Origin of the sequence: Halosimplex marinum (assembly GCF_051414075.1) — an archaeon.
GTDB classification, from domain to species: Archaea; Halobacteriota; Halobacteria; order Halobacteriales; family Haloarculaceae; genus Halosimplex; species Halosimplex marinum.
The window spans coordinates 1,405,618-1,428,510 of record NZ_JBLKNY010000003.1; the positions used below are offsets into that span (position 1 = coordinate 1,405,618).

Consider the following 22,893-nt stretch of genomic DNA (forward strand, 5'->3'; position numbering starts at 1 on the left):
TCGTGCGCCCGCCTCGGAGGCCCCATGACTCCGTGGGTCGTCAGAAGAGCTATCCGGCTGGACGCGAAACCAAACGGTGATCGACCGCACAGCATGACAGACGACACGGACCGGCCGACCGCGGACGGCCGCGCGGGCGAGACCGAGACCGTCGGCGACCTCGTCGAGAAGATCCGGGCGCTGGACGACGACGGCGACCGCTCCCAGGGCGTCCTCTTAGACCAGCTCGCGGAGGTCGAGAACCGCCTGCTCGCGTTCGGCCGCGCGCTCGGCGGCGACCCCGACACCGTGGCGGATCTGCCCTTCACCGAGGAGGCGGGCACCGACCGGATGCCCGAACCGCTGTACGTCCGCCACGACACCGAGATGCTCAACCAGGTGACCGGCTGGCTGCTGCAGGAGCAGCACATCGGCCTCGTCAGCCACTACGGCACCGGCAAGACCGCCTTCCGGGAGATCGTCCGCCGCGACCTGGGCGAACACGACGACTTCGTCGTCGCCGTGCTGGACAACCCACGGGAGACCACGCCCCGGAAACTCTACGCGACCATCCAGACCACGGCGGAATCGGCGGGCTACGAGGTCGAGGATCGGGACTACTGGCAGACCCGCGACGGCGTCCCCTGGGCCACCGAGGACGCCAAGGAGGCCGCCCGCGACCTCGTCGAGGACGTGCGCGCCGACGGCAAGACCATCCTGCTCGTCGTCGACGAGATCGAGGTTCTCCCCGCGGAGATCCTCTCGACGCTCCAGGTCGCGGGCGACATGGGCGTCCGCCTGTTCCTGATGGGCACCCCCGAGGGCAAGGAGCGCGTCGCGGATCTCAGGGGAACCCTGGACTCGCGCCTGCGCTACTACGAGGGCATCGAGCCGTTCGGCCCCGAGGACATCGCGGAGTACGTCGCCCGCTCCTTTGCCTACTTCCGCGACGAACCCTACGAGGACCAGGGGGTCGAGTTGTTCACCGAGGCCGCGATCCGGGACGTACACGAGCGCAGCGAGGGGATCCCCCGCGAGGTCCGCATCGAGTGTCGCGAACTGTTCACGCGGGCCGCGTTCGTCTGGTACCGCACCGGCCAGGAGATCGACCGCATCCAGATCACCCCCGAGTTACGGCACCGTCGCTTCGGGATGGGTCGATGAGGAGAAGCCCGACCTGCGGTCGGTGCTGCAGTCACGGTTGCCGCTGGCCCCCTCTTCGCGACCGCAACTAACGATCCAACCGCAAACAGCGTGAAAGCCCCGACGCGTTCGACTCGGGCGCCTCGTTGCGCTCCTCGCCCTCCGGGCTGCGGTGCTTACTTCGTCGGCCTTCGTCGAACGCGTCGCCCCTTTCATTCCCACCCGTGTCGGCTGGTCGGCCAGTCTGTGCGGGTGGGAATGAAAGGGGCCGACCGCTCCGGGAAGACGGGCGCCGCAAGCACCGCAACGAACGGAGTGAGTGAGGAGCGCAGCAAGCCCCTCGACCGGAGCGGTCGGGGGCTTTCACGCTGTTTGCGGTCGCCGCGTTCGTCCTCGCGTTCTACACGCAAATCCGACGACTACGACGGGTGCCGATGCTTGATACGCTCGGCGTGGACGCTGGGCACCTCGCTGAGACACTCCCGGCACTTCCAGGTCGGATACACCTCCCCCTGTTCTTTCAGCAGGTCCTGCTTGTACTCCAGGGTCGCCCCGCACTGGCAGGTGTAGGCCATACGCGAGCGCACGCGACGGCCGGGAATAAATCGCCCGCCGGCCGCTGCCGTCCAGGGCCGACCCGTCACCTCACCAGAATCTACAGGGACCTGCCGGCCCCACGCTCAGGTATGACCGCGACCGACGCGAGCCTGCTCGACCTCCCCTCGGCAGAGTCGACGCGCCACACCGTCAACGGCGTCGACCTGCACGTCGTCACGGCCGGCGACCCCTCGAACCCGATGGTCGTCCTGCTGCACGGGTTCCCTGACTTCTGGTACGGCTGGCGCCACCAGATCCCCGCGCTGGTCGACGCCGGCTACTACGTCGTCGCGCCGGACCAGCGCGGCTACAACCTCAGCGAGAAACCCCGCGGCCTCGACGCCTACCGGATGGGCGAACTCTCCGGGGACGTGGCCGACCTGATCGACGCCGAAGGTCGGGACAGCGCACACGTGGTCGGCCACGACTGGGGCGCGGCGGTCGCGTGGGACCTGGCGCTGCGCCGCCCCGGAAGCGTCGATCGCCTGGGGATCGTCAACGTCCCCCACCCGTCGGTGATGCGCCGGACGCTCAGGACGAACCCCCGCCAGCTCGCCCGGAGCTGGTACATCTTCTTCTTCCAGCTCCCGGTCGTCCCCGAACTCGTCCTCGGGCGCGACGACGGCCGCGGCGTCATCGAATTGCTGGAGGGCAGCGCCAACCCCGGCGCGTTCACCGACGCGGAACTGGCCCACTACCGCGACGCCTGGCGGCGCCAGGGGGCGATCCGGGGGGCGGTCAACTGGTACCGCGCGCTACTCCGCCGCCGGGACGACCCGCCCCGCGAGACCGTCGAGGCGCCGACGCTCGTCGTCTGGGGCGACGAGGACGTGGCGCTGCTCCCGTCGATGGCCGCCGAGAGCGTCCAGTACTGCACCGACGGCCGCCTCGAACGGGTCCCCTGGGCCTCCCACTGGGTCCACGACGAGGAACCCGAGCGGGTCAACGACGCCCTCGTGGGCCACCTGCGCGAGGACGCGGGCGAGTGAGCGGGCCGACCGAACGACCGCCCGCTCGTCGCCTCAGTTGATCGCCCAGAACTGGTAGTTCAACACCGCCGCGAAGGTCACCCACGCGAGGTAGGGCACCAGCAGCGCGGCCGCCCGGCGGTCGACGCGGTCGAACGCCCAGATCGTCGCCGCCACGGCGGGCCACAGCGCCACGATCACCGCGAGCCCGGCGAGCAGGTTCTCCGCGGCGAAGAACGCCGGCGTCCACGCGACGTTGAGAACCATCTGTCCGGCGAACGCCGCGAGCGCGACCCGGCGAGCGGTCCAGCCGTCGCCGGTCCCCTTGCCGGTCCCGTCGGCACCCCCGGCGGTCGCGGTGTCGGCCCTGCGCCCGTCGGCCAGCCACACGAGCGCGACGGCGACGCCCATGAGCGTGAAGAGGAGCGTCCAGACGACGCCGAACAGCCACGGCGGCGGATAGATGGCCGGCTCCGCGAGCCCCTGGAACCACGGCGATCCGGGACCCGACAGCACCGCCGGCGCCGCGCCGACGAGGTTGACGAGCACGACGCCCGCGACCGCCGTCCCGATGGTTCGGCGACCGCTGCGCTCCGGTCCGGCCGTCGACGTCTCGGTCATACCGCCCGTAGGACCCAGACGGTCAAATGCGATCCGCCGACAGACGGGATCCGCCGGGGCGCCTCCTCGCGCGCCGATTCCTCCCGCCAACTCTATATAAACAGGCCCTTGATATGAGTTCGCACACCCCGCTCGGGCGCGCAGCGAACCGAACGGCGCTATCCTCCGGTACTTTTATATAGAATCGCAATCAACCTCTCTCTTGATTATGGCTCAGCAGATGGGTAACCAGCCCCTCATCATCATGTCCGAGGACTCCCAGCGGACCTCGGGCAAGGACGCACAGTCCATGAACATCACGGCCGGGAAGGCCGTCGCCGAATCCGTACGGACCACACTCGGTCCGAAGGGGATGGACAAGATGCTCGTCGACGACTCGGGCGGGGTCGTCGTCACCAACGACGGCGTCACCATCCTCGAGGAGATGGACATCGAGCACCCGGCGGCCAACATGATCGTCGAGGTCGCCCAGACCCAGGAGGACGAGGTCGGTGACGGGACGACCACGGCGGTCGTCATCTCCGGCGAACTGCTGGGCAAGGCCGAGGACCTCCTCGACCAGGACATCCACGCCACCATCCTCGCGCAGGGCTACCGCCAGGCCGCCGAGAAGGCCAAGGAGGCGCTGGAGGACATCGCCATCGAGGTCGACGCCGACGACACCGAGATCCTCGAGTCCATCGCCGCCACGGCGATGACCGGCAAGGGCGCCGAGAACGCCAAGGACACCCTCTCCTCGCTGGTGGTCAGCGCCGTCCAGTCCGTCGCCGACGAGGACGGCGTCGACACGGACAACATCCAGCTGGAGACCGTCGTCGGCGGCTCCATCGACGAGTCCGAGCTCGTCGAGGGCGTCATCATCGACAAGGAGCGCGTCCACGAGAACATGCCCTACGCCGTCGAGGACGCCGACGTGGCGCTGCTCGACACCGCCATCGAGGTGCCCGAGACGGAGCTGGACACCGAGGTCAACGTCACCGACCCCGACCAGCTCCAGCAGTTCCTCGACCAGGAGGAGGAGCAGCTCAAGGAGTACGTCGACAAGCTCAAAGACGCGGGCGCGGACGTCGTCATCTGTCAGAAGGGCATCGACGACATGGCCCAGCACTACCTCGCCCAGGAGGGCATCCTCGCGGTCCGCCGCGCGAAGAAGTCCGACATGAAGGCGCTCTCCCGGTCGACGGGCGCCCGCATCGTCTCCAACATCGACGACATCACCGCCGACGACCTGGGCTTCGCGGGCAGCGTCGCCCAGAAGGACGTCGCCGGCGACGAGCGCATCTTCGTCGAGGACGTCGAGGACGCCAAGGCCGTCACCATGATCCTCCGCGGCGGCACCGAGCACGTCGCCGACGAGGTCGAGCGCGCCATCGAGGACAGTCTCGGCGTCGTCTCGGTCACGCTCGAAGACGGGCAGGTCCTGCCCGGCGGCGGCGCGCCCGAGGCCCACCTCGCGCTGGAACTGCGTGACTTCGCCGACTCCGTCGGCGGCCGCGAGCAGCTCGCCGTCGAGGCGTTCGCCGACGCCATCGACGTCGTCCCGCGCACGCTCGCCGAGAACGCCGGCCTCGACCCCATCGACTCGCTGGTCGACCTGCGCTCCCGCCACGACGGCGGCGACACCACGGTCGGGCTGGACGCCTACACCGGCGACACCGTCGACATGGTCGAGGAGGGCGTCGTCGAGCCCCTCCGCGTCAAGACCCAGGCCGTCGAGTCCGCGACCGAAGCGGCCGTCATGATCCTCCGCATCGACGACGTGATCGCTGCGGGCGACCTGAAGGGCGGCGGCACGGACAACGACGACGAAGGTGCCGGCGGCCCCGGCGGCCCCGGTGGCGCCCCCGGCGGCATGGGCGGCGGCATGGGCGGCATGGGCGGCGGCATGGGCGGCATGATGTAGAACCCACTTTTTGCGGCGGAGAGCCCCTCGCGCGCCTGCAGCGCGCTGCGGGGGTCCTCCGCCGCAAAAACGTGGGGAAAAAAGCCGGGCGCTCCCTTCGGTCGCGCCCGGTGAATCGCGCGCCTTCGGCGCGCGAATGCTTACCCGTCGCCTCTCGCACCGCCTTCCGACCGCTGCGGACGGCTCCCGAACCAGGCTTCCGCACTTCTCTCCGTTTTCGGCTGCCGAGCGGCAGCTCCGGGTCGTTCAGTCGTGAACACCGGGAACCGCTCAGCCACCGCCGACCGCTTCGAGGTCCGTCCGGAACCCCTCGACGGCGTCGTACCGCTTCATCTTCTCCCTGGCCATCGCCTTCCCGAGGACGCTGTCGAGTTCCTCGGGGACCGCCTCGTGGACCGCGCTGGGCGCGGGCGGGCGGCCGTCGAGGACGCCCTCGCGGACCTCGGAGTAGGTGCCGGTGTACGGCGACCGGCCGGTGAACAGGTAGTAACAGGTCGCGCCGAGGCCGTACACGTCGGTCGCGGCGTCGACGCGGCCGAAGTCGCTGTCGAAGTACTCCGGCGCGGCGAAGCGCGGGTCGAGGTAGTTCGCCGGCTGGAAGTACTCCCGGAAGGCGTGCATCAGGCCGACGTTGTCGAGCATCGGCCGCTCCAGCCCCGAGAGGGCGTCGCCCCGGAAGACCACGCTCCGGGGGTCGATCCCGGCGTGGACGGTGCCGTGGCGGTGGCAGTGGGCGACGGCGTCGGCCAGTTGCTCGGCCTGGCGGAGCGCCTCGTCCACCGGCGGGCGGTCGCGGTCGGCCAGCGACGCGTCGACGGGCTGGGTGGCCACCCACGGCCGCGGCCGGTCGCCCCACTCGAAAAGATCCACGACGCGCTCGCCGTCAGCCAGCGTCCGCCAGCGGCTCAGCCGTTTCGTGAGGTCGGCCGCGAAGTCGAGGCGGTCGGCCTCGTCGGGCCGCTCGAACAGCCGCGTCGCGACGCCGCGCTCCTCGTCCTCCTCGACGGCGCGACAGCGGTACCCGGTCGCGAACCGCTCCTCGCACCCCTTAGCGACCGCCGAGAGCCGGTCGAACGAACTCAGGGCGCCGATGGCCGCGAACGTCTCCGGCGTCTCCGGCTGTCGCCCGCCGATCGTCGGCGTCCGCTCCGCGGTGTCGTCCGCGTCCCCGGACTCGGCGGGCGTCGCCGGCTCGGCGGGGATCGATTCCGCGCCGCGTCCCTCGAAATCCGGGTGGGTCGGGTGGGTCTCCGGGACCGCCTCGCCGTCCGCCGCTCGCCCGACCCGGGGCGTCCGCTGGGGTCCGGGTCCGGCTCCGGGCCCGGGCTCGGATTCGACGGGCCGCTGGTGGACCCCGCCGGGTCGGTCCGAGGGGCGGACGACCTGTCGCCCCTCGCCGAGGTCGGCGACTGCCGTCTCGCCGACGCCACCGTCGGTCTCGACGAGTCGTGCGGAGTCCGCAGCGCCGCCGCCCGACGACGGTGAACCGGCCGACGTGCCGACGCCGGCCGCTCCTCCGCCGGGTCGGTCGGTGACCGCTCCTCCGCCGGGTCGGTCGGCGGCCGGCCGTCCGCCGTCGCGCGACCGTCCGTCGGCACCTCGTCGTCCGCCGTCGGCGTCGAGCGGGCCGAGCGCCGCGGCGGAGTCGACGGCCTCGGCGACGCGGCCGGGGTAGCTCCCGCGGAGGTACGCGAGCACCTGGCCGACCTCGAACGGTTCCGCGCCGCTCTCGCGGTCGGTCCAGGCGGCGAGCCGTTCGGCGAGGTAGCCGACGGCGGCGGGCTGGTCGTCGGCGAGCGCGCAGAGCGTCCACGCGGCGCCGATCCGGACGGCGGTCGCGTCGTCGCCGAGGGCCGAGAGGAGTTCCGGGACCAGGCGGTCGCTGCCGCCGGCCGCGCGGGCGACCGCGCGTAGCGACTCGTCGGTCCCGGCGCCGTCGCCGACGACCAGCCCCGCGAGCACGTCCCGGACGTCCCGGTCGGCCGCGTCGCCGTCGACGGCGGCCGGACGGCCGTCCGAACCCCGACTCTCCATACCCGTGAGAAGCCCACTCACCCCACAAGAATACCCGTCAGACCGCCGTCAGACGGGCCGCTGACGGCTGTTTCGGAGCCGGAGAATCGGGGCGGATCCACGCACCCGCGCCCGGCGGACGCCGGGCTGGTCGACCCGCGTCCCGGACCCGCCGCGTCCCTGCGCCGCCCGACACGCCGGCGCGACCGCGCCCGACTCGTGTCGGGTGTCGCCGCGCTACTCGGTGTCGAGCTCGAACTGCTCGTGCTCGGAGGCGGCGTTGAGCACGACGCTCGTGTTGGACTCCTTGATCTCGGGGTCGACGAGCAGCTCCTTGATGTGCTCGTTCATGCCGTCCGTGTCGGTGAACTTGCCGATGGCGATGATGTCGTAGTCGCCGGTCACCTCGTAGACGGAGATCATCTGGTCGTGCTCGCGCAGCGACTCGGTCACCTCCGGGAGGGAGCTGCCCTCGATCTTCAGCTGGAGGATGGCGGTCACGTCGTAGCCGAGCTTGTCGTAGTCGACCTTCGGGGTGTACCCCTCGATGATGCCGTCGTCCTCCAGGTCCGAGAGGTGGTTCGACACCGTGGTCACCGACACGTCCAGGTCCTCGCCGAGGCTGCGGAGGCTCGCTCGCCCGTCGCCCAGCAGCGCGTTTACCAACTTGCGGTCCAGATTTTCGTACGTCATTACGTCCACAGACGACACCGGGGCATTAGAATTTTACGAATATACAATTCCGTCTCCCGAAGGGGAAGATTTGCGCAGATGGATAGGATTTTAATACTATGGCTACACCCTTCGGGTGTCGATAACAATGACAAGCGAAAACGCGAAACCGGACGGGGGTCTCTCCGCCGAGGCACAGGACGTACTCGACGAGATCGAGGAGCAGAACGTCGACTTCCTGCGGCTGCAGTTCACGGACATTCTGGGGACGGTCAAGAACGTCTCGATCCCGGCCGACCAGGCCGAGAAGGCGTTCACCGAGGGTATCTACTTCGACGGCTCCTCCATCAACGGCTTCGTCCGCATCCAGGAGTCGGACATGCGCCTGGACCCGGACCCGTCGACGTTCTCCGTCCTGCCGTGGCGCAACGACGACGACAGCGCCGCCGGCCGGCTCATCTGTGACGTGATCGATACCTCCAGCGGCCAGCCCTTCTCCGGCGACCCGCGCGGGGTGCTCAAGCGCGCCATCCAGCGCGCCGAGGACATGGGCTACACCGTCAACGCCGCGCCCGAGCCCGAGTTCTTCCTCTTCGAGGAGGACGAGGAGGGCCGCGCGACGACGAAGACCAGCGACCAGGGCGGCTACTTCGACCTCGCGCCGAAGGACCTCGCACAGGACGTGCGCCGGGACATCATCTTCGGCCTCGAGGACATGGGCTTCGACATCGAGGCCTCCCACCACGAGGTCGCCCGCGGCCAGCACGAGATCAACTTCACCTACGACGACGCGCTGTCGACGGCCGACAACGTCGCCACCTTCCGCGCGGTCGTCCGCGCCATCGCGGCCGAGCACGACCTCCACGCCACGTTCATGCCCAAGCCGATCCCGCGGATCAACGGCTCGGGGATGCACACCCACCTGTCGCTGTTCGAGGACGGCGAGAACGCCTTCCACGACGGCGACGACGAGTTCGACCTGAGCGAGACGGCCAAGCAGTTCATCGCCGGCATCCTCGACCACGCGCCGGCCATCGCCGCCGTCTCCAACCCGACGGTCAACTCCTACAAGCGGCTGGTCCCGGGCTACGAGGCGCCGGTCTACGTCGCCTGGTCCGACCGGAACCGCTCGGCGCTCATCCGCAAGCCCGCCGCGCGCGTCCCGGCCGCCTCCCGCATCGAGGCGCGCTTCCCGGACCCCTCCTGTAACCCCTATCTCGCCTTCGCCGCGCTCATCCACGCCGGCCTCGACGGCATCGAGCGCGGCCTCGACTGCGACGATCCGGTCCGCGAGAACATCTACGAGTTCGACGAACAGAAGCGCGAGGAGTACGGCATCGACACGCTGCCGACGAACCTCGGCGAGGCCCTCGACGCCCTCGAGTCGGACGAGGTCATCGCCGACGCGCTCGGCGAGCACGTCTACGAGAACTTCGTGGAGGCGAAGACCCAGGAGTTCGACGACTACCGCGTCGACGTCTCCGACTGGGAGCTCGACCGCTACCTCGAGACCTTCTAACTCGGCCGCCGTCGGCCCACGCTGTACCGTTCGGGCCCGACGCCCGCGGCGGGTCGCTTCCCGCGGGCTCGCGGCCCCTCGCGTTTCGCTTCTCGCCAGCCGCGTCTCCGCGCCGCCGTCCGGTCGCCACCGCTGTATCCGCTGAGCCGCCCTCCGACGGGCGGCGACGCCCTCGCCCGCCGACAGGTCACCGCCGCCTTTATACCCTCATACCGGCTCACTCTCTCCAACGGACGGTTCGGTCGCCCACAGGCGACGGAGAACGTGTGAAGATACTCTCGTGTAACGCCGGCTACCTGCTCGACTACGACGGATCGCTGCGCGAGTACGCGCTGAAGCCCCACCGGGCGATGCTCGGCGACGACGCCGCCGAGCAGCGCGCCACCGAGCGCCTCGTCGACGTGATCGCCGACGAGCGGCCCGACGTGGTCTGCCTGCTGGAGGTCGACCAGGGCTCCGCCCGCACCATGACCGAGGGACAGGTCACCCGCCTCGCGGAGGCGCTGACCGACCGCGGGCTGGCCTACCACGCCCGGGCCGACGCCAAGTACGGCGACGGCAACGTCCTCGGCCGGCTCCCCGTGCTCTCGCATCTCTCGAACGGCCTCCTCGTCCGCGACGACATCGACGCCGCCATCGAGGCCCACTACCTCGAGACCGGCCCCAAGCGGCTCGTCACGGAGGTCCGCATCGGCGACCTGTCGATCTTCGCGGTCCACCTCGCGATGAGCGGCCGCGGCCGCCGCAAGCAACTCGACGAGATCGCCGCCATCGTTGCCGAACGGGACCGCGTCGTCGTCGCCGGCGACTTCAACGCCTACGACGGCCTCGAGGAGGTCCGGTCGGCGCTGGAGGAGACCGGGCTGGTCCTCCACAACCCCGGCGAGACGGTCCCGCCGCGCCCGTTCGACACCCTTGTCTCCGAGACTCGCACCCTCGATTTCTTCCTCACGTCGCCCGACATCGAACCCACCCGTTGCGACGTGATCGACGTGCAGGTCTCCGACCACCGCCCCGTCGTGCTGGAGTTCGAGAACGGTGGGCCGTGAGCGCCCGTTCCGGACGGAGCGACCGCGACGCGACGGCGGCGTGGGAGTACCGGGTCGGACCCGAAACACCAAAGCCCGGGACGCCACCAGCCACGCACGATGACACCGACGCTGCCCGGCGACGCCGACGAGTGGGCCGACCGGCTCCAGGCGCGGCTCAACGACCGCGACGCCTTCGCGGAGGCCGCCGCCGGTTTCGAGGCCACCTTCCGGTTCGTAATCTTGCCGGACGACCGCTACGACGGCGACCCCGTCGCGCTCACCGTCGTCGTCGCCGACGGCGCCTGCGTGGCCGCCCGCGGCAACGACCCCGACGCCGACTACGACTTCGGGCTGGCCGGTCCCTACGCCGTCTGGGTCGACCTCCTGGAGGACGAGATCGATGTCACCGAAGCCGTCATGGGCGGCTCCTTGGAGTTCGAGGGCTCGGAGATGGCGCTGTTGAGCAACCGCGAGGCCGTCACGGAGCTCGTGCGTGCGGCCCAGAACGTCGAGGCCGACTACGCCTACTGAGGGCGGCGCCCGTCACGTCCGTCGAGCGGGGACCGCTCGGTTCGCGTTCGGGGTGACTACTCGATCTCTAGCCGGCCGCTTCCGTCGCTCCCCCCGCTGGAACCCTCGTCCCATTCGAGTTCGAACTCGACACTCAGTTCAGTCATGTTGCCGGACGGGCCCTCGCGTTCGGCTTTGACCTCGAAGGTCGGTCGGTCGGGCGGATCCAGTGTCACGGACTCGGAACCCGCTTTCAGGCTGATGGCGTCTCCGCTGTCGAGGTTGTCCGCGACCTTTCGAAGGTACGATGCGATCTCCGCTCGGCTCTGGTCGCTCTCCGACTTGAACAGGACCTCTTCGGGCATACTGTACGATACGCCGCCTGTCCCGATAAGTGAATCCCCTGTGTGGTCACAACACGGAGTCCGCGACTGAAACGGTTAAGGCCCGGCCGGGTGGAGGCGGAGACGTGTTAGACAAACTCGGCGCCGCCGGGATCGTGGGGATCCTCGTGATCCTGGGCGGTATCGGACTGATCGCGTCGGTCGAACCGCTGATCGCCGCCGGGATCGGCCTCGTCGTCGCCGGGGTCGGCCTGATCCTCTACGGCGTCGTCACGAACGTCCTGGCCTCGTTCGGCATGGGTGGGATGGTCTGAACGCGCCGGTCAGTCGCTCTCGCCGCGGTCGCCGGCGCGGTGCTCGCTGATGAGCCGGTCGACCATCGCGGCGTTGCGCTCGCGCTCCCGTTCCTCGGCGCGCTCGTTCCAGTCCTCGACGGCCGCCTCGACCTCGCGCTCGCGGGCGACCGCCAGCTCGTCGACCTCCTGGATGGTCACCAGGTTCGCGGGCGCGACCGGGATATCGTGTTTGAAGAGGATCTCGTCGGCCACGTCCGAGAGCCCGCCGTTGCGGAGGACGAGCTTCGGGTCCACGTCGACGATCTTGTCGGCCGTCGAGGCGCCCGCGCCGGAGGCGTCCCGGAACATGATCACGTCATCCTCCGCGAGCCCGAACCGCTCGTCGGCGTCGTCGATGGCGTCGCTAGTGAACTGCTCGACGACCTTGACGGGCGTCAGCCCCTCTTTGGCCTCCGACACGTCCGCGAAGTTCGAGTGGTCGAGCTTCCAGAGCGCCTTCAGCCGCTCTAACTTGCCCTCCAGTTCCTCGATGCGGTCGTCCTTCTCGTCGATCTCGCCCTGCAGGCGGCGGTTCTCACGCTCCAGCCGGGTGACCTCCCGGTCTTTGCGGGCCTCCTTGCGCGTCTCCGAGCGGGCCTCGCTGAGCTTGCCCTCCAGGTCGTCGATCTCGGCGTCCTTCTCGTCGATGGTGTCCTCGAGGCTCTCGACGTGCGACTGCAACTGGGCGACCTGCGATTCGAGCTGGGAGATCCGCCGCTGCTCGGGCGATTGCTCGTTGTCCGGCCCGTCGGCTGCCCCGTCGTCGCCGCCGTCGCCGCCGTCGTCCCGGAGGTCTTCGAGGACGGTCTCGACGGACTCCCCGCCGGTAACGACGCGGGCGACGACCGGCCCCACGTCCTGGCCGGGCGGGACCTTCGCGGCGATCCGCTCGAACTGGTCCTTGTGGGCGTCGTAGGCGCCGAACGCAGCGGCCATGGCGTCGCGTTCGTGGTCGTTGTCGTAGCCCTCCTCGCGGGTGCGGTGCTGTTTCACGTCGACCGGCAGGTCCCGGTCGGGGGTCCAGCCGGCGGCGTCGAACGACCGGCGGAGTTTCTCGACCGTCGAGGGCATCGGCGTCACGTCGGCGGCGACGATGACGGGTCGGCCGCGCTCGACGATCCACTCGGTCACCTCGGCGCTGTCGGCGGTCCTGGTACTCAACACGTCCAGCACCTCGCCGTCGAGGCCGACGATGGCGACCGCGGTGGTCGTCCCGGGGTCGACGCCGACGACGACGTGGTCGCGCCGTTTCGCGAGCGGGCGGAACTCGATGCCGTCCCGGCGGACGCGCTCGACCTCGACGCGCACGTCGCCCGCCCGCTCGTTCGAGACGGGGATGTCCCGCGGGCGCCCCTCGACGGTGAAGACGGCGTTGGAGAAGCCGCCGTACTTCTCGGTCACCTCGCGCTCGTAGTCCAGCCCCGCCTCCTGGAGTTCGGACTCGACCTCGCGGGTGCGCTTCTTGACCGAGCCGTGGATGCGGCGGGTGTAGCGGTCCTCCGACCAGCCGCCGCCACCGCCGGTCGAGCGGCCTCGCGAGACCTTCACCTCCGTCTCGTCGGTAAAGGCGGAGACGACCTGGCCGACGTTGTTGGCGGCGAGGCGGGCGGCCGCCTCCGCTTCCTTCATGGGATCCTTGCCGTAGGGCACGTCGTGGCGGTTGGCGACGCGGGAGAGCGGCTCCGGGCGCTCGGCGCCGGTGACCTGGACCAGCGTCGTCTCGTCGGGGAGCTCCCCCAGAAAGTGGACCAGCGCGTCCTTGTTCTCGGCAAGTTCGTACATGTTGTCGGTGGCGACGATGGCGGGTCGCTCGTCGCGGATCAGCCGGCGGAGCTTCCGCCGGGAGACCACGTCCCGGTCGACGTGCTCGCCGTCGAACGCGACCAGCGCGTAGGAGACGTCCCCGCGCACGTCGCCGCTCTGGACGTCCACCCCGAAGACGACGGCGTCCAACGCACTCGTGCGGGTGCTCACACGCACGCGTATGCAATCTGCGAATATAAACCCGGCGCGGGCCCCGACCGCTCGACGGAGCGCGGGTCGGACCGGCCCGTCACGACACTCCCGGTCGGCGGGCGACTCGGGCCGGGCCGTCTGACGGGGGATCAGTCAGAGGTGTTCCTTGCACGTCTCGGAGAACGTCGCCAGCGGCAGGTCGGCCTCGGAGTCGACGCTGACGAACAGGCCGGAGAACTCCCCGGACGCGAAGTGGAAGGCCGTCACCTCGTCGAAGCGGTGGATCGAACACTGCAGGTCGCCGGCGTCGAACAGGTCCTCAAGGTGGCCCCGTCCGAGTCCCTGCAGGACGAGTTCGTCGTGGACCCGCTCGGCCTGCGAGCGGACGCGCTGCTCGGCCGACGGCGCGACGTAGACGGGGTCGTAGCCGTCCCGGTCGTACGTGGCGACCACCCGCAGGGCGTCGCCGGCCACCTCCCGGAGGGCCGCGACCAGCGCGTCCGCGTCATCGATTACCATACGTCACGCCCTTCCGGGGCTCGCTTTGTCAAAGTAGCGGCCGTGCGCGCGGTCCGCGAACGCGCCGCGGGACGCCGCCGAACGCCGCTGGCCGTCCGCGGACGCCGCGCGGAGCGTCGGCGGGCTTCCGCGAGCGGTCGTTTTACGTCCGCGCACCCCGTCCGTCGGCCATGGAGTACACCACACTCGGCTCGACCGGGATGGAGGTCTCGAAGGTCTGTCTCGGCTGTATGAGCTTCGGGAGCGGCAGCGACTGGATGCTCGACGAGGACGAAGGCCGCGAACTCGTCGAGCGGGCCATCGACCTGGGGGTCAACTTCTTCGACACGGCCAACACCTACTCGGCAGGCGAGTCGGAGCGGGTCCTCGGCGACACCCTCGCCGACTACGACCGCGACGAGCAGGTCGTCGCCACCAAGGTGCGCTTCTCGGGCGCCAAGGAGCACCGCAACGCCGAGGGCCTCTCGCGGAAGACCGTCGAGCAGGAACTCGAACACTCGCTGGACCGGCTGGGCATGGACACCGTCGACCTGTACCAGATCCACCGCTGGGATTACGACACGCCCATCGAGACGACCCTGCGCGCGCTCGACGACGCCGTCTCCCGGGGGAAGGTCCGCCACGTCGGCGCCTCGTCGATGTGGGCCCACCAGTTCCAGGAGGCCCTGCGGGTCAGCGACGAGGAGGGACTCGCCCGCTTCGAGACGATGCAGAACCTCTATCACCTGACCTACCGCGAGGAGGAACGGGAGATGTACCCCGTCTGCGACCGGGAGGATGTCGGCGTCATCCCCTGGAGTCCCCTGGCCGCGGGGTATCTCACGCGCCCCCACGAAGAGTTCACCGCGACCGACCGGGGCGAACACGAGATCGACTACGGGACGCCCTACCACGAGGGCCCCGGCAGCGAGGAGATCAACGAACGAGTGCAGGAGTTGGCCGAGGAGGAGGGCGTCACGATGGCCCAGATCGCCCTCGCGTGGCACTTCGAGAACGACAACGTCGACGCGCCCATCGTCGGCACCTCCAGCATCGAACACTTGGAGGAGGCCGTCGAAGCCCTGGATATCTCGCTGTCGGACTCCGACGTGGAGTACCTCGAAGAGCCGTACCACCCCGTCCCCGTCTACGGGCACGAATAGCCGGATAGCGAGGGGTTTCCCGGCGCGACCACTGCAAGTTCGACCACCGCAACGCCGCGGGCACCGCCAGCCTTTCGACGGACTCGCCCGGATCGACGGACGTGCCAGACCAGCGCCGAGCGACACACACCCTCTCGACGGGTCAGGAGGTGGTCGTTCCACTGGAGACGGAGGCCGAGGCGACGGCGGTGGTCGTCACGGCCGACGCGGGGGCGGCCGCCGAGTGGCTCCCTGACTCTCTCGCACCGGTCCGCCTCGCACCCGGCCGCACCGCCGTCACGTTCCTCTCGGTGGACTACCGCCGGATCGGCGACGACGCGATGGCGCCCTACGAGGAGTTCGGCGTCCTCCTGGCCGCCACGCCCGCCGGCGGTCCCATCCCGGAACTCGGTGCCCTCCGACGCGGACTCGCGGGTCCGCCGGGTGGCCTCGGCGACTACGTCGCGGCGCTACCGGTCACCACCGAGCCGGCCCGGGCGCTCGGCGCCGAGATCTGGGGGTACCCCAAGTCCGTCGCCGATGTCCGGATCACCGACCGGGGCGACCGCCGGCGGACGGCCGTCCGCGACGAGCGGGGCCACCTCCTCACGCTCGATGCCCCCTGGAATCCGCGGTTCGAAGCGGCCGTCGAGACGACGAGCTACACCGACGGGGACGGACGCGGGGCCGGGGCCCATGGCGGAGCCCCGGCCCGTCGTCAGCCGCTGGAGCTGTCGGGCCGGTTCGGCGGCCGGCCGTTCGGCGGGGCCTACACGCTGGGCCACCATCCGCTGGCCGAGCGCCTGCGCGACCTGGAGCTAGGTCGGCCGCTGGGGGCGCTCGCGTTCGACGGTCGATTCACGATCGGCGGCGGGCGACGAGTCGACCCCTGAAGGGTCCGGCCCGTCGCCCGAGGCGGCTGTCTCGGCATCTGCGGCGGCCGACTCGGAGTCCGACAGGGACGACTCGTCCGACGGGCCGGCTGCCCGCGGGGGATCCGTCTCCGTCGCGTCGCCGCCGACGGGGAGGAACACGCGGGCGAGGATTCCGGGTCGGAGCAGCGACGTGGGCGACCGTTCGAGGTCGAGCACCTCGCCGTAGGCCGCCGCGAGGACGCCGTCGTCGTTGGCCGCCCGGAGCAGGCGGTCGAAGTACCAGTTGAACAGCCGCTCGCCGAGCGACGGCTCCCCCTCGGTCTGGGGGTACTGGTAGTCGACGCCGGTCGCCATCCGCCAGGCCGTGTCGACCACCGGGGCCAGCCGGTCGAAAAATCGGGTGGGCAGACCGTCGAGCCCGCCCTCCGCCAGCGCGTGGTGGAGGACCACCGCGTCGAGGGCGGCGACGGACATCCCCTGGCCGTACGCGGGGTTGAAGCTGGAGACGGCGTCCCCGGTGACGACCAGGCCGTCGGGGAACCGGTCCAGCTGTTCATAGCGGCGGCGCAGGCTCGCCGGGAACGGGTAGCGGGCGACCGACTCGGAGACCCACCGCTGGCGCCGCAGCAGGTCGCCCACCAGGTCGACGGGGAGGTCGTCGGCGAACGCGAGCACCGCCTCGCGGTCGGCGGGCGCGTCGTCGGCGTGGACCTCCGCGAGGAGCACGTCCCACTGGCCGCCCTCGATCGGGATCAGCACGGCGCCGCGGGTCTCCGGCGGGTCGGCGGGGACGCTGATCATCCGCCTGTCACCGGGCGGGCGCTCGATCCGCAGCGAGGCGTACTGCAGGTCGATCCCGACCCGATCCTCCGGCGGCGCGGCGAAACCGTGGTCGGCCAGCCACTCGGGCGTCCGGCTCGCCCGCCCCGTCGCGTCGACGACGAGGTCGGCGTCGATCGCGTCGACGGCCCCGTCCTCGCGGACGGTGACGCCGGTGACGGCCGTCTCCGCCTCGTCGGTGCGGTAGCCGACGAACTGACAGTCGTCGCGGATCCGGACGGCCTCACGGGCGCGGAGCCGCTCGCGGACGACGTGTTCGAACAGCGGCCGGCTCGCGCAGTAGGAGGGCGTCCGCTCGTCGCCGCTGGCGAGGTAGCCGCCCTTCTGGTATTCGACCAGCTGGCGCGTCACGTCGACGATCAGCCCGCCCTCGGCCGCCAGGTCCTCGCCGAACCCCGGGAAGAGGTCCTCGAGGGTCGCCTGGCCGGCGCCCAGCAGCGCGTGGGGGTGGCTGGTCTGGGGGGCGCCCTCGCGGGCGACCGGCACGTCGGGCAGGGAGTCGCGCTCGACGACGACCACCTCGTCGAAGCCGTCCGCGAGCACCCGCGCCGCACAGAGCCCGGCGATGCTCCCGCCGAGGACGACCGCGCGCTCGCCCAGCCGATCGATCCGGCCCGGCCGGTAGCGGTCGAGGGTCGACAGCGTCACCGCGACCACCTCCGGGCCCTCGGGGGCCGCGGCGCCGACCGTCTCCTGTTCGTCGTCGCTTGCGGGGACAGTTCGCTCACGTGATCGACTCGGACCGCAACGAGAATAGGCAGTTCCCCTCACCCGTGGCGCAGGTTTATAACTCGACCGCTCCCGGCCCCGCCCGGAATCCTTTTCTCCCAGCCCCGCGCCCGGTCGCCCGTGTCACGGAACGGCGTAACCGCTTCGGCGAGCGAACCCGCGGACGCGCCGGTCGCGCTCGTCACGGGCGCGGGCGGCGGGATCGGCGCGGCCATCGCGCTGGCGTTCGTCGACCGCGGCTGGCGCGTCTACGCGACCGACGTGGCGACGCCCCTGCCCGAGCGGGTCCGCGCCGACTGCGAGACGCGCGCGCTGGACGTGACCGACGACGGGCAGTGCGGCCGCGTCGTCGACGAGGTAGTCGCGGAGGCCGGGCGGCTGGACTGCCTGGTGAACAACGCCGGCTACGCCGAGGCCGGGCCGGTCGAGGACGTGCCCGTCGAGGCCGCCCGCGCCGAGTTCGACGTGCTCGTCCACGGTCCCCACCGGCTCGCCCGCGCGGCGCTCCCGCATATGCGCGAGCGCGGCCGGGGCCGGATCGTCACCGTCTCCAGCGTCATGGGATTGGCCTCCTCGCCGGGGCTGGGCGCCTACGCCGCGGGGAAGGCCGCCGTCGAGTCGCTCCACGACGCGCTCCGGGTCGAGTTGCGCGGGACGGGCGTCGACGTGAGCCTGGTCGAGCCGGCGTGGGTCGAGACGGAGTTCGCCGACGCCGCCCGCGAGCGGCTGGCCGGCCGGGAGCGGACGCCCGCCTACGCCCGCACCTACGCCGCCGTCGACGACGGCTGGACCCTCGACAGGAACCCGCTGGCGGTCGACCCCGAGCGCGTCGCCGCAACCGTCGTCCGCGCCGCCGAGGCCGACGACCCGCGGGCTCGCTACCCGGTCGGGGGGTTCGCCCGCTTCGTCCGGTGGACGACCTGGCTCCCCGCCCCGGCGGTCGACGCGATCCAGGCCGGCTACGAGCGGGCGACCGCAGTCGTCGGTCGCTGGCTGGGCTAGCGATGCCGAACACGCCGGGAGCGAACCGGCCGATCAGATGTCCTCGTCGCCGAACTCGTCGATGCGGTCGTGGACGTAGGCGGTCCACTCGTCGAGGGTCTCGTGCATCAGCTCCCGCGCCTCGGGGAGCGGGGTCGCGGAGTACTGGTAGACGTGGCCGCCGCCGTCGAGTAGCCGCCGCTCGCGCTCGGCCAGCCCCTTCTCGCGGAGCGTCGACAGCGAGCGGTTGACGTTGCTGCGGTCCCGCTGTAGCTGGTCGGCCAGCTCGGCGACCGTGCTCCCGGGGTGGTCCTGGAGGGTCAGGAAGGTCCGCACCTCGTGTTCCTGGACGTTGAAGACGCAGGCGAGCACGTCCTCGAAGCCCGGCTCCTCGTCGAGCATCAACTCGCGAAACCGCTGGGGCGAAGGGTCCGCCTCGACCATGGTACCCGTCCGTAGGTCCCCCTGCCGTTTAAACGGACACGGTACCCCGGGTCAGACCGGCCAGTCACCGGCCGTAGCCCTGCTCGACGAGGCAGGTCCGCATCGCCGACTCCGAGTCGTGTTTGTGCAGTCGCGTCGGCGTGTCGCAGTAGAAGGTCTCGCCGTCCCAGCGGAGCGTCACCTCGTGCTCGGCGTCGAGAAACTCCGTCCGGACGCGGACCCGCCCCTCCGATTTGATCCGGTCGAGCAGCTCGTCGGCGTCCAGCGCGCCGGCGTCGACGACGGGCGGGTCGGCCATCACCGCCCGCTTCGACCGCCGCGATAATCAGTGTTCGTCCCGCTCGCGCGGTGGCCGCACACTCGCGACCGTCGCGGGGGCGCCGCTCATACGGATTATTGCAAGCGTTTCCCGAGTCGACCGCACGCAGTCGTGCGGTCGATCCCGGAATGTCTCGTAATCCGTATCAGTGCCAGTTCCGGAGCGGGTGGGGCTGGCCGTTCCCGCGGTCGTCGTAGTACTTGCGGCCGATGAACGACTCGTCGAGGTTGCCCATCAGCGCGGTGTACGCGTCGTCGGCCGACTCGTAGGTCCCGACGTTCGACCGCGCGAGCACCGTCTCGACGGTCGTCGTGTCGCCCGTCGGCGCCTCGATCTCCACGTCGCCGACCCGCTCGGCGACCGTCGCCGCGTCGGTCGGGTACTCGCACGATTCCGTGAACAACTGCCGCGTCTCTGTGATCCGCATCTGTACGTCACGATCATTCTACGTCATTATAAATCATGAGGTTAAGAGCGTGTCAATCTCATGCACGGATACGTCGGGAGGTTCTGGACGATCGTGAACGAAACCGGGGGAGAAATCGAGGGTGTGGAGTTCGTGCGCGATGGCGGCCGGTCGGTGTTTGACTCGTCGCGGTCGGTCACGTCCGTCTCCGGTAGTGCTCACTCACGTGAGGAGGTACCTTTAGTATCTGTCACGTTAACGGAACCACCATGAGCGACGTGGTGCTGTACGTGCTGGCCGTTCCGGCCGCGGCCGTCGGGATCGTCCTCGCGCTGTTCCTCCACGAGGCGGCCCACGCCGCGCCGATCCTTCTCGCGGGCGACAGCGCACACATCTCGATCGGGAGCGATTCGGGACGGACGGGTCGTCTCGGTCCACTGGCGCTGACGGTCGGGTTCGACGGCGTCCGGAAGGCCCTCACGTACGGCTACTTCGAGTGGGAGGGGACGCCCTCGAAGCGGGTCCGGGCGGTCTCCTTTGCGGCCGGGCCGGCGATGACGCTCCTCGTCGTCGCGATCCTGGGGACGGTCGTGTTCCGCGACGGGAACGGACCGCTGTCCGTCTGCCTGACGGCCGTCTTCTACAGCGAACTCTACCGGGCGGTCGTGACCATCGTGCCGCGGACCTACTCCGGTGGCCCCTACGCGGGGCTCGACAGCGACGGCAAACAGTTTCTCGAACTCGTCCGGCCCTGACCGCCTCCCACCCCAATCTTGATTCGCGTCGAGCGTCAACGCTGTCAACGAGAATGTCACATCAGGTCCGGCTCGGAGACCACGTGTACGAACGCATCAAGGCCACCAAGCGCGACGACGAGTCGTTCAGCGACGCCGTCGAACGGCTGATCGGTGGGCGCTCGTTACGGGACCTCCGCGATGTCTTCGACGGGGACCAGGTCGACGGGATGCGCGAGGCCGTCGAGTCCGCCGACCGGGCGGACCGCGACGAGGTTCGGGAGGTCGCGGACCGGTTCGAATGATATTCAGCAAGACGAGATGTACCGAGTGGCGTTACTACCGTCGCCATCAAGTAAGAAGGCCAATGAGCCAGTCACCAATCAGAAGCAAAACGTGGTCCACAGACGCCACCTGTCGAAGAAGGCGAGCAGCGAGATGTTGAAATCGAAGATATCGGTGAACAGGGTGACGGTATCACGCGAGTCGAACGTGGCTTCGTCGTCATTGTCCCTGACACCGAACAGGGCGAGCGTGTAACTGTCGAGATCACTGATGTGCGCGAGAATGTCGCCTTTGGGGAAGTAGTAGAGCGCCTAAGTTACTACGGCTGATCCTCTCTTATTCCGGATTCATTCCGGTAGTAGTGTTCGATGCGGGCATCAATTTTCTACTAGTAGTTCTTTGAATCGGGACGACCACAGCGAAGAACTACTAGTAGTCACTGATTCGCAGGCGGATTTGAGGGGTTCCCATAGATACTTGACTGATATTATGAGATTGTTTATTTATTCTACAGTCTGTGTCGATCGTGGCGTAGAGCCCTTTTTCTCGCCGTCAACCTCAAGCTGTTTTTCATCAACCGCAACCCGCGACGGCTTCGCCGTCGGCGGGTCTCCCTGTGTATCGGCTAAAGCCCCTTTCCAGTTCCAGACCGCCTGATAGCAGCGCTCGACAGCCAACCAGGCCAAGACTCCCTCGACTCCACGTACCAACAGCCCCATCGAGTGATGTCGAACCGCAAAAACAGCGCACGGGTTTCGGGATTCGCCCATTCTCCCAAACGTCTTTATTGTCCATATCTAAGTTCTCTCTGACCAGGTCTACGAGTGTCATAGACACTACTCGCTACGATCTGTCCATTTCTCAAACCCTCTCAAGTAGACAGTGCCCTGAAGATCATTCTTCAAAATAACTTACAATATATGGCTATATAACAGATTTAAAATAGTTTCGATCATCTGGCGAAGGATTTCCCGCCGTGGCCATTGTTCTAGTTGAAGTTTCCGTTTCAACTCCGCGCATAGTTTCACAAAGATGAGTGGCTTCCAATTCCACTATAACACACTGCGCATTAATTTCTGAACGTAATCCTTTGGCAATATCACGTGTGAGTTCCTCTTGGATTGTCAGTCTTCGAGATCTCCACCGCACATACCGGATAAGCTTTGATAGCCCAACAACCTTCCCGTCGGGCTTATAGGCGATATTTGCTTTTCCAGTGTATGGCAGAAGGTGATGTTCACAAAGGCTGTATATTGGTATATCCGATTTTATGATGAGCTCGGTTTCTGAAGTTTCAAAGAGTTTCATTTCCGGTTTATGCTCATCTCGATACCCTTCACTCAATGTTTCTAACATTTTTGGCGCACGCCTTTTCCAGGTTTCAGTAAGAGAATCCCGGTCAGGATCTTCGTTGATACCTTCTAATATCTGACGCATTCCCATTTTTATCTTGTTTTTATCTATTACATTTTGTTCCGGTGAATCTTCTTGATTACTACTTTTGTTTACCATATTTCCCAGACTAAGTTGTGGAACTCTTCAAACCCCAATTATTCTTAATAATCATATCGAGGGACTTCCACCACAAAGCTCCGCAGTTTCTCTTACCTCCACAGATATATCTATAACATTATTAGGAAGAGAATCAACAAGAATCTCCTCCAATTTAATACTCATAATCTCTGCTGTTGGTGGATGATCAAGTATAATAATTGAATCACTGTCTCCACTTTCGGCAAATGCATCAATTAGCGGGTCGCCTCGCTCAACAAGAAATCGATGATCCCATCTCGAAATGACATCCGTTATCTTACCCTTATCCACTATCCACCCCTTATCCGATAGCTTACCCACCACTGTTACAGTTATCTCATAGTTATGACCATGTGGACGACTGCATTTCCCATCATGATGCATAATCCGATGCCCCGTACTAATCCGGATTGGTTTATCACGGCCGACATGCAAACACCTCTCAGAATCTAAGTCTAGGCCATCGGTTGACTGTTCTCCTGCTTTCTGCATGAACAAAATGTGGGTATAGACTAA

General features: G+C 68.2%; 25 protein-coding genes and 2 pseudogenes. 13 read left to right on the top strand and 14 right to left on the bottom strand.

Going from position 1 to position 22,893, the window contains the following annotated elements; translation table 11 throughout:
- Positions 1-93: 93 nt before the first annotated feature.
- Positions 94-1,143, top strand: coding sequence for an AAA family ATPase (locus ACMGFI_RS08040; protein WP_436908753.1), 1,050 nt, complete (start codon positions 94-96; stop codon positions 1,141-1,143).
- 398 nt (positions 1,144-1,541) lie between these two features.
- On the opposite strand, the gene ACMGFI_RS08045 is transcribed toward ACMGFI_RS08040, so the two are convergent.
- On the bottom strand, positions 1,542-1,697 hold the full coding sequence (locus ACMGFI_RS08045) for a hypothetical protein (protein ID WP_436908755.1): 156 nt from the start codon (positions 1,695-1,697) through the stop codon (positions 1,542-1,544).
- 111 nt (positions 1,698-1,808) lie between these two features.
- On the opposite strand from ACMGFI_RS08045, the gene ACMGFI_RS08050 reads away from it, so the two are divergent.
- Positions 1,809-2,708, top strand: coding sequence for an alpha/beta fold hydrolase (locus ACMGFI_RS08050; RefSeq protein WP_436908757.1), 900 nt, complete (start codon positions 1,809-1,811; stop codon positions 2,706-2,708).
- A 33-nt stretch (positions 2,709-2,741) separates the two neighbouring features.
- Here the strand turns inward: ACMGFI_RS08050 and ACMGFI_RS08055 are convergent, their stop codons facing one another.
- A complete protein-coding gene (locus tag ACMGFI_RS08055; protein WP_436908759.1) occupies positions 2,742-3,308 on the bottom strand; it encodes a TspO/MBR family protein in 567 nt (188 codons plus the stop codon).
- A 220-nt stretch (positions 3,309-3,528) separates the two neighbouring features.
- On the opposite strand from ACMGFI_RS08055, the gene thsA reads away from it, so the two are divergent.
- Complete coding sequence (thsA, locus tag ACMGFI_RS08060) at positions 3,529-5,211, top strand: thermosome subunit alpha (protein ID WP_436908858.1); 1,683 nt, start codon at positions 3,529-3,531, stop codon at positions 5,209-5,211.
- Positions 5,212-5,481: 270 nt separating this feature from the next.
- Here the strand turns inward: thsA and ACMGFI_RS08065 are convergent, their stop codons facing one another.
- Both ACMGFI_RS08065 and lrp read right to left on the bottom strand, forming a co-directional pair.
- Entirely contained in the window at positions 5,482-7,245 is a 1,764-nt protein-coding gene (locus tag ACMGFI_RS08065) for a protein kinase family protein (RefSeq protein WP_436908760.1), read from the bottom strand.
- Between the two features lie 216 nt (positions 7,246-7,461).
- A complete protein-coding gene (gene lrp, locus ACMGFI_RS08070) occupies positions 7,462-7,917 on the bottom strand; it encodes an HTH-type transcriptional regulator Lrp (RefSeq protein WP_436908762.1) in 456 nt (151 codons plus the stop codon).
- A gap of 127 nt (positions 7,918-8,044) precedes the next feature.
- On the opposite strand from lrp, the gene glnA reads away from it, so the two are divergent.
- The 3 genes from glnA (at position 8,045) to ACMGFI_RS08085 (ending at position 10,977) form a co-directional block, all read left to right on the top strand.
- The gene (glnA, locus tag ACMGFI_RS08075) at positions 8,045-9,415 is read left to right on the top strand and encodes a type I glutamate--ammonia ligase (RefSeq protein ID WP_436908765.1); all 1,371 of its coding nucleotides are present in this window, start codon (positions 8,045-8,047) and stop codon (positions 9,413-9,415) included.
- A gap of 266 nt (positions 9,416-9,681) precedes the next feature.
- Positions 9,682-10,464 (top strand): endonuclease/exonuclease/phosphatase family protein, encoded by a 783-nt coding sequence (locus tag ACMGFI_RS08080; protein ID WP_436908767.1) that lies wholly within the window; start codon positions 9,682-9,684, stop codon positions 10,462-10,464.
- Between the two features lie 99 nt (positions 10,465-10,563).
- Complete coding sequence (locus ACMGFI_RS08085; protein ID WP_436908769.1) at positions 10,564-10,977, top strand: SCP2 sterol-binding domain-containing protein; 414 nt, start codon at positions 10,564-10,566, stop codon at positions 10,975-10,977.
- Between the two features lie 56 nt (positions 10,978-11,033).
- On the opposite strand, the gene ACMGFI_RS08090 is transcribed toward ACMGFI_RS08085, so the two are convergent.
- Positions 11,034-11,321, bottom strand: a complete 288-nt coding sequence (locus ACMGFI_RS08090) for an amphi-Trp domain-containing protein (RefSeq protein WP_436908771.1) — start codon at positions 11,319-11,321, stop codon at positions 11,034-11,036.
- 104 nt (positions 11,322-11,425) lie between these two features.
- Between ACMGFI_RS08090 and ACMGFI_RS08095 the strand changes: the two genes are divergently transcribed.
- The gene (locus tag ACMGFI_RS08095; protein ID WP_006882210.1) at positions 11,426-11,614 is read left to right on the top strand and encodes a DUF7470 family protein; all 189 of its coding nucleotides are present in this window, start codon (positions 11,426-11,428) and stop codon (positions 11,612-11,614) included.
- A 9-nt stretch (positions 11,615-11,623) separates the two neighbouring features.
- Here the strand turns inward: ACMGFI_RS08095 and ACMGFI_RS08100 are convergent, their stop codons facing one another.
- Both ACMGFI_RS08100 and ACMGFI_RS08105 read right to left on the bottom strand, forming a co-directional pair.
- Complete coding sequence (locus ACMGFI_RS08100; protein WP_436908773.1) at positions 11,624-13,609, bottom strand: DUF460 domain-containing protein; 1,986 nt, start codon at positions 13,607-13,609, stop codon at positions 11,624-11,626.
- 135 nt (positions 13,610-13,744) lie between these two features.
- Positions 13,745-14,110 (bottom strand): DUF7522 family protein, encoded by a 366-nt coding sequence (locus tag ACMGFI_RS08105; protein ID WP_436908774.1) that lies wholly within the window; start codon positions 14,108-14,110, stop codon positions 13,745-13,747.
- A 170-nt stretch (positions 14,111-14,280) separates the two neighbouring features.
- Between ACMGFI_RS08105 and ACMGFI_RS08110 the strand changes: the two genes are divergently transcribed.
- Entirely contained in the window at positions 14,281-15,252 is a 972-nt protein-coding gene (locus ACMGFI_RS08110) for an aldo/keto reductase (protein WP_436908775.1), read from the top strand.
- 101 nt (positions 15,253-15,353) lie between these two features.
- Complete coding sequence (locus ACMGFI_RS08115; RefSeq protein WP_436908776.1) at positions 15,354-16,124, top strand: acetoacetate decarboxylase family protein; 771 nt, start codon at positions 15,354-15,356, stop codon at positions 16,122-16,124.
- On the opposite strand, the gene ACMGFI_RS08120 is transcribed toward ACMGFI_RS08115, so the two are convergent.
- A complete protein-coding gene (locus ACMGFI_RS08120) occupies positions 16,050-17,594 on the bottom strand; it encodes an FAD-dependent oxidoreductase (RefSeq protein WP_436908777.1) in 1,545 nt (514 codons plus the stop codon). The genes ACMGFI_RS08115 and ACMGFI_RS08120 overlap by 75 nt on opposite strands.
- A gap of 201 nt (positions 17,595-17,795) precedes the next feature.
- Here ACMGFI_RS08120 and ACMGFI_RS08125 point away from each other — a divergent pair, with 201 nt between their 5' ends.
- Entirely contained in the window at positions 17,796-18,677 is an 882-nt protein-coding gene (locus ACMGFI_RS08125; RefSeq protein WP_436908779.1) for an SDR family oxidoreductase, read from the top strand.
- A 33-nt stretch (positions 18,678-18,710) separates the two neighbouring features.
- Here ACMGFI_RS08125 and ACMGFI_RS08130 read toward each other — a convergent pair whose 3' ends face one another.
- The 3 genes from ACMGFI_RS08130 to ACMGFI_RS08140 all read right to left on the bottom strand — a co-directional run bounded on the left by ACMGFI_RS08130 (position 18,711) and on the right by ACMGFI_RS08140 (position 19,846).
- Entirely contained in the window at positions 18,711-19,100 is a 390-nt protein-coding gene (locus ACMGFI_RS08130) for a helix-turn-helix domain-containing protein (RefSeq protein WP_436908780.1), read from the bottom strand.
- A gap of 64 nt (positions 19,101-19,164) precedes the next feature.
- Entirely contained in the window at positions 19,165-19,398 is a 234-nt protein-coding gene (locus ACMGFI_RS08135) for a DUF8001 family protein (RefSeq protein ID WP_135364946.1), read from the bottom strand.
- A gap of 166 nt (positions 19,399-19,564) precedes the next feature.
- On the bottom strand, positions 19,565-19,846 hold the full coding sequence (locus ACMGFI_RS08140; protein WP_436908781.1) for a DUF5789 family protein: 282 nt from the start codon (positions 19,844-19,846) through the stop codon (positions 19,565-19,567).
- Positions 19,847-20,094: 248 nt separating this feature from the next.
- On the opposite strand from ACMGFI_RS08140, the gene ACMGFI_RS08145 reads away from it, so the two are divergent.
- The 3 genes and pseudogenes from ACMGFI_RS08145 to ACMGFI_RS08155 all read left to right on the top strand — a co-directional run bounded on the left by ACMGFI_RS08145 (position 20,095) and on the right by ACMGFI_RS08155 (position 21,173).
- Positions 20,095-20,580, top strand: a complete 486-nt coding sequence (locus ACMGFI_RS08145) for a hypothetical protein (protein WP_436908784.1) — start codon at positions 20,095-20,097, stop codon at positions 20,578-20,580.
- A 53-nt stretch (positions 20,581-20,633) separates the two neighbouring features.
- Positions 20,634-20,864, top strand: a complete 231-nt coding sequence (locus ACMGFI_RS08150; protein ID WP_436908785.1) for an antitoxin VapB family protein — start codon at positions 20,634-20,636, stop codon at positions 20,862-20,864.
- A 16-nt stretch (positions 20,865-20,880) separates the two neighbouring features.
- Positions 20,881-21,173 (top strand): annotated as a pseudogene (locus ACMGFI_RS08155) (TRAM domain-containing protein).
- Between the two features lie 175 nt (positions 21,174-21,348).
- On the opposite strand, the pseudogene ACMGFI_RS08160 reads toward ACMGFI_RS08155, so the two are convergent.
- The 3 genes and pseudogenes from ACMGFI_RS08160 to ACMGFI_RS08170 form a co-directional block, all read right to left on the bottom strand.
- A pseudogene (locus tag ACMGFI_RS08160) lies at positions 21,349-21,675 on the bottom strand (transposase domain-containing protein); the annotation flags it as partial.
- 93 nt (positions 21,676-21,768) lie between these two features.
- Positions 21,769-22,356, bottom strand: coding sequence for a GTP cyclohydrolase I (gene folE, locus ACMGFI_RS08165; protein ID WP_436908787.1), 588 nt, complete (start codon positions 22,354-22,356; stop codon positions 21,769-21,771).
- Positions 22,357-22,407: 51 nt separating this feature from the next.
- Positions 22,408-22,869 carry a 6-pyruvoyl trahydropterin synthase family protein gene (locus ACMGFI_RS08170; protein ID WP_436908788.1) on the bottom strand — a complete coding sequence of 154 codons (462 nt, stop codon included), beginning with the start codon at positions 22,867-22,869 and terminating at the stop codon, positions 22,408-22,410.
- Between the last annotated feature and the right edge of the window lie 24 nt (positions 22,870-22,893).

What these genes read in the sequence shown, in the direction of transcription:
- ACMGFI_RS08040 (WP_436908753.1), top strand. Translation starts at nt 94, where the DNA reads ATGACAGACGACACGGACCGGCCGACCGCGGACGGCCGCGCGGGCGAG.
- ACMGFI_RS08045 (WP_436908755.1), bottom strand. Translation starts at nt 1,697, where the DNA reads ATGGCCTACACCTGCCAGTGCGGGGCGACCCTGGAGTACAAGCAGGAC.
- ACMGFI_RS08050 (WP_436908757.1), top strand. Translation starts at nt 1,809, where the DNA reads ATGACCGCGACCGACGCGAGCCTGCTCGACCTCCCCTCGGCAGAGTCG.
- ACMGFI_RS08055 (WP_436908759.1), bottom strand. Translation starts at nt 3,308, where the DNA reads ATGACCGAGACGTCGACGGCCGGACCGGAGCGCAGCGGTCGCCGAACC.
- thsA (WP_436908858.1), top strand. Translation starts at nt 3,529, where the DNA reads ATGGGTAACCAGCCCCTCATCATCATGTCCGAGGACTCCCAGCGGACC.
- ACMGFI_RS08065 (WP_436908760.1), bottom strand. Translation starts at nt 7,245, where the DNA reads ATGGAGAGTCGGGGTTCGGACGGCCGTCCGGCCGCCGTCGACGGCGAC.
- lrp (WP_436908762.1), bottom strand. Translation starts at nt 7,917, where the DNA reads ATGACGTACGAAAATCTGGACCGCAAGTTGGTAAACGCGCTGCTGGGC.
- glnA (WP_436908765.1), top strand. Translation starts at nt 8,045, where the DNA reads ATGACAAGCGAAAACGCGAAACCGGACGGGGGTCTCTCCGCCGAGGCA.
- ACMGFI_RS08085 (WP_436908769.1), top strand. Translation starts at nt 10,564, where the DNA reads ATGACACCGACGCTGCCCGGCGACGCCGACGAGTGGGCCGACCGGCTC.
- ACMGFI_RS08090 (WP_436908771.1), bottom strand. Translation starts at nt 11,321, where the DNA reads ATGCCCGAAGAGGTCCTGTTCAAGTCGGAGAGCGACCAGAGCCGAGCG.
- ACMGFI_RS08105 (WP_436908774.1), bottom strand. Translation starts at nt 14,110, where the DNA reads ATGGTAATCGATGACGCGGACGCGCTGGTCGCGGCCCTCCGGGAGGTG.
- ACMGFI_RS08110 (WP_436908775.1), top strand. Translation starts at nt 14,281, where the DNA reads ATGGAGTACACCACACTCGGCTCGACCGGGATGGAGGTCTCGAAGGTC.
- ACMGFI_RS08130 (WP_436908780.1), bottom strand. Translation starts at nt 19,100, where the DNA reads ATGGTCGAGGCGGACCCTTCGCCCCAGCGGTTTCGCGAGTTGATGCTC.
- ACMGFI_RS08135 (WP_135364946.1), bottom strand. Translation starts at nt 19,398, where the DNA reads ATGGCCGACCCGCCCGTCGTCGACGCCGGCGCGCTGGACGCCGACGAG.
- ACMGFI_RS08140 (WP_436908781.1), bottom strand. Translation starts at nt 19,846, where the DNA reads ATGCGGATCACAGAGACGCGGCAGTTGTTCACGGAATCGTGCGAGTAC.
- ACMGFI_RS08145 (WP_436908784.1), top strand. Translation starts at nt 20,095, where the DNA reads ATGAGCGACGTGGTGCTGTACGTGCTGGCCGTTCCGGCCGCGGCCGTC.
- ACMGFI_RS08150 (WP_436908785.1), top strand. Translation starts at nt 20,634, where the DNA reads ATGTCACATCAGGTCCGGCTCGGAGACCACGTGTACGAACGCATCAAG.
- folE (WP_436908787.1), bottom strand. Translation starts at nt 22,356, where the DNA reads ATGGTAAACAAAAGTAGTAATCAAGAAGATTCACCGGAACAAAATGTA.
- ACMGFI_RS08170 (WP_436908788.1), bottom strand. Translation starts at nt 22,869, where the DNA reads ATGCAGAAAGCAGGAGAACAGTCAACCGATGGCCTAGACTTAGATTCT.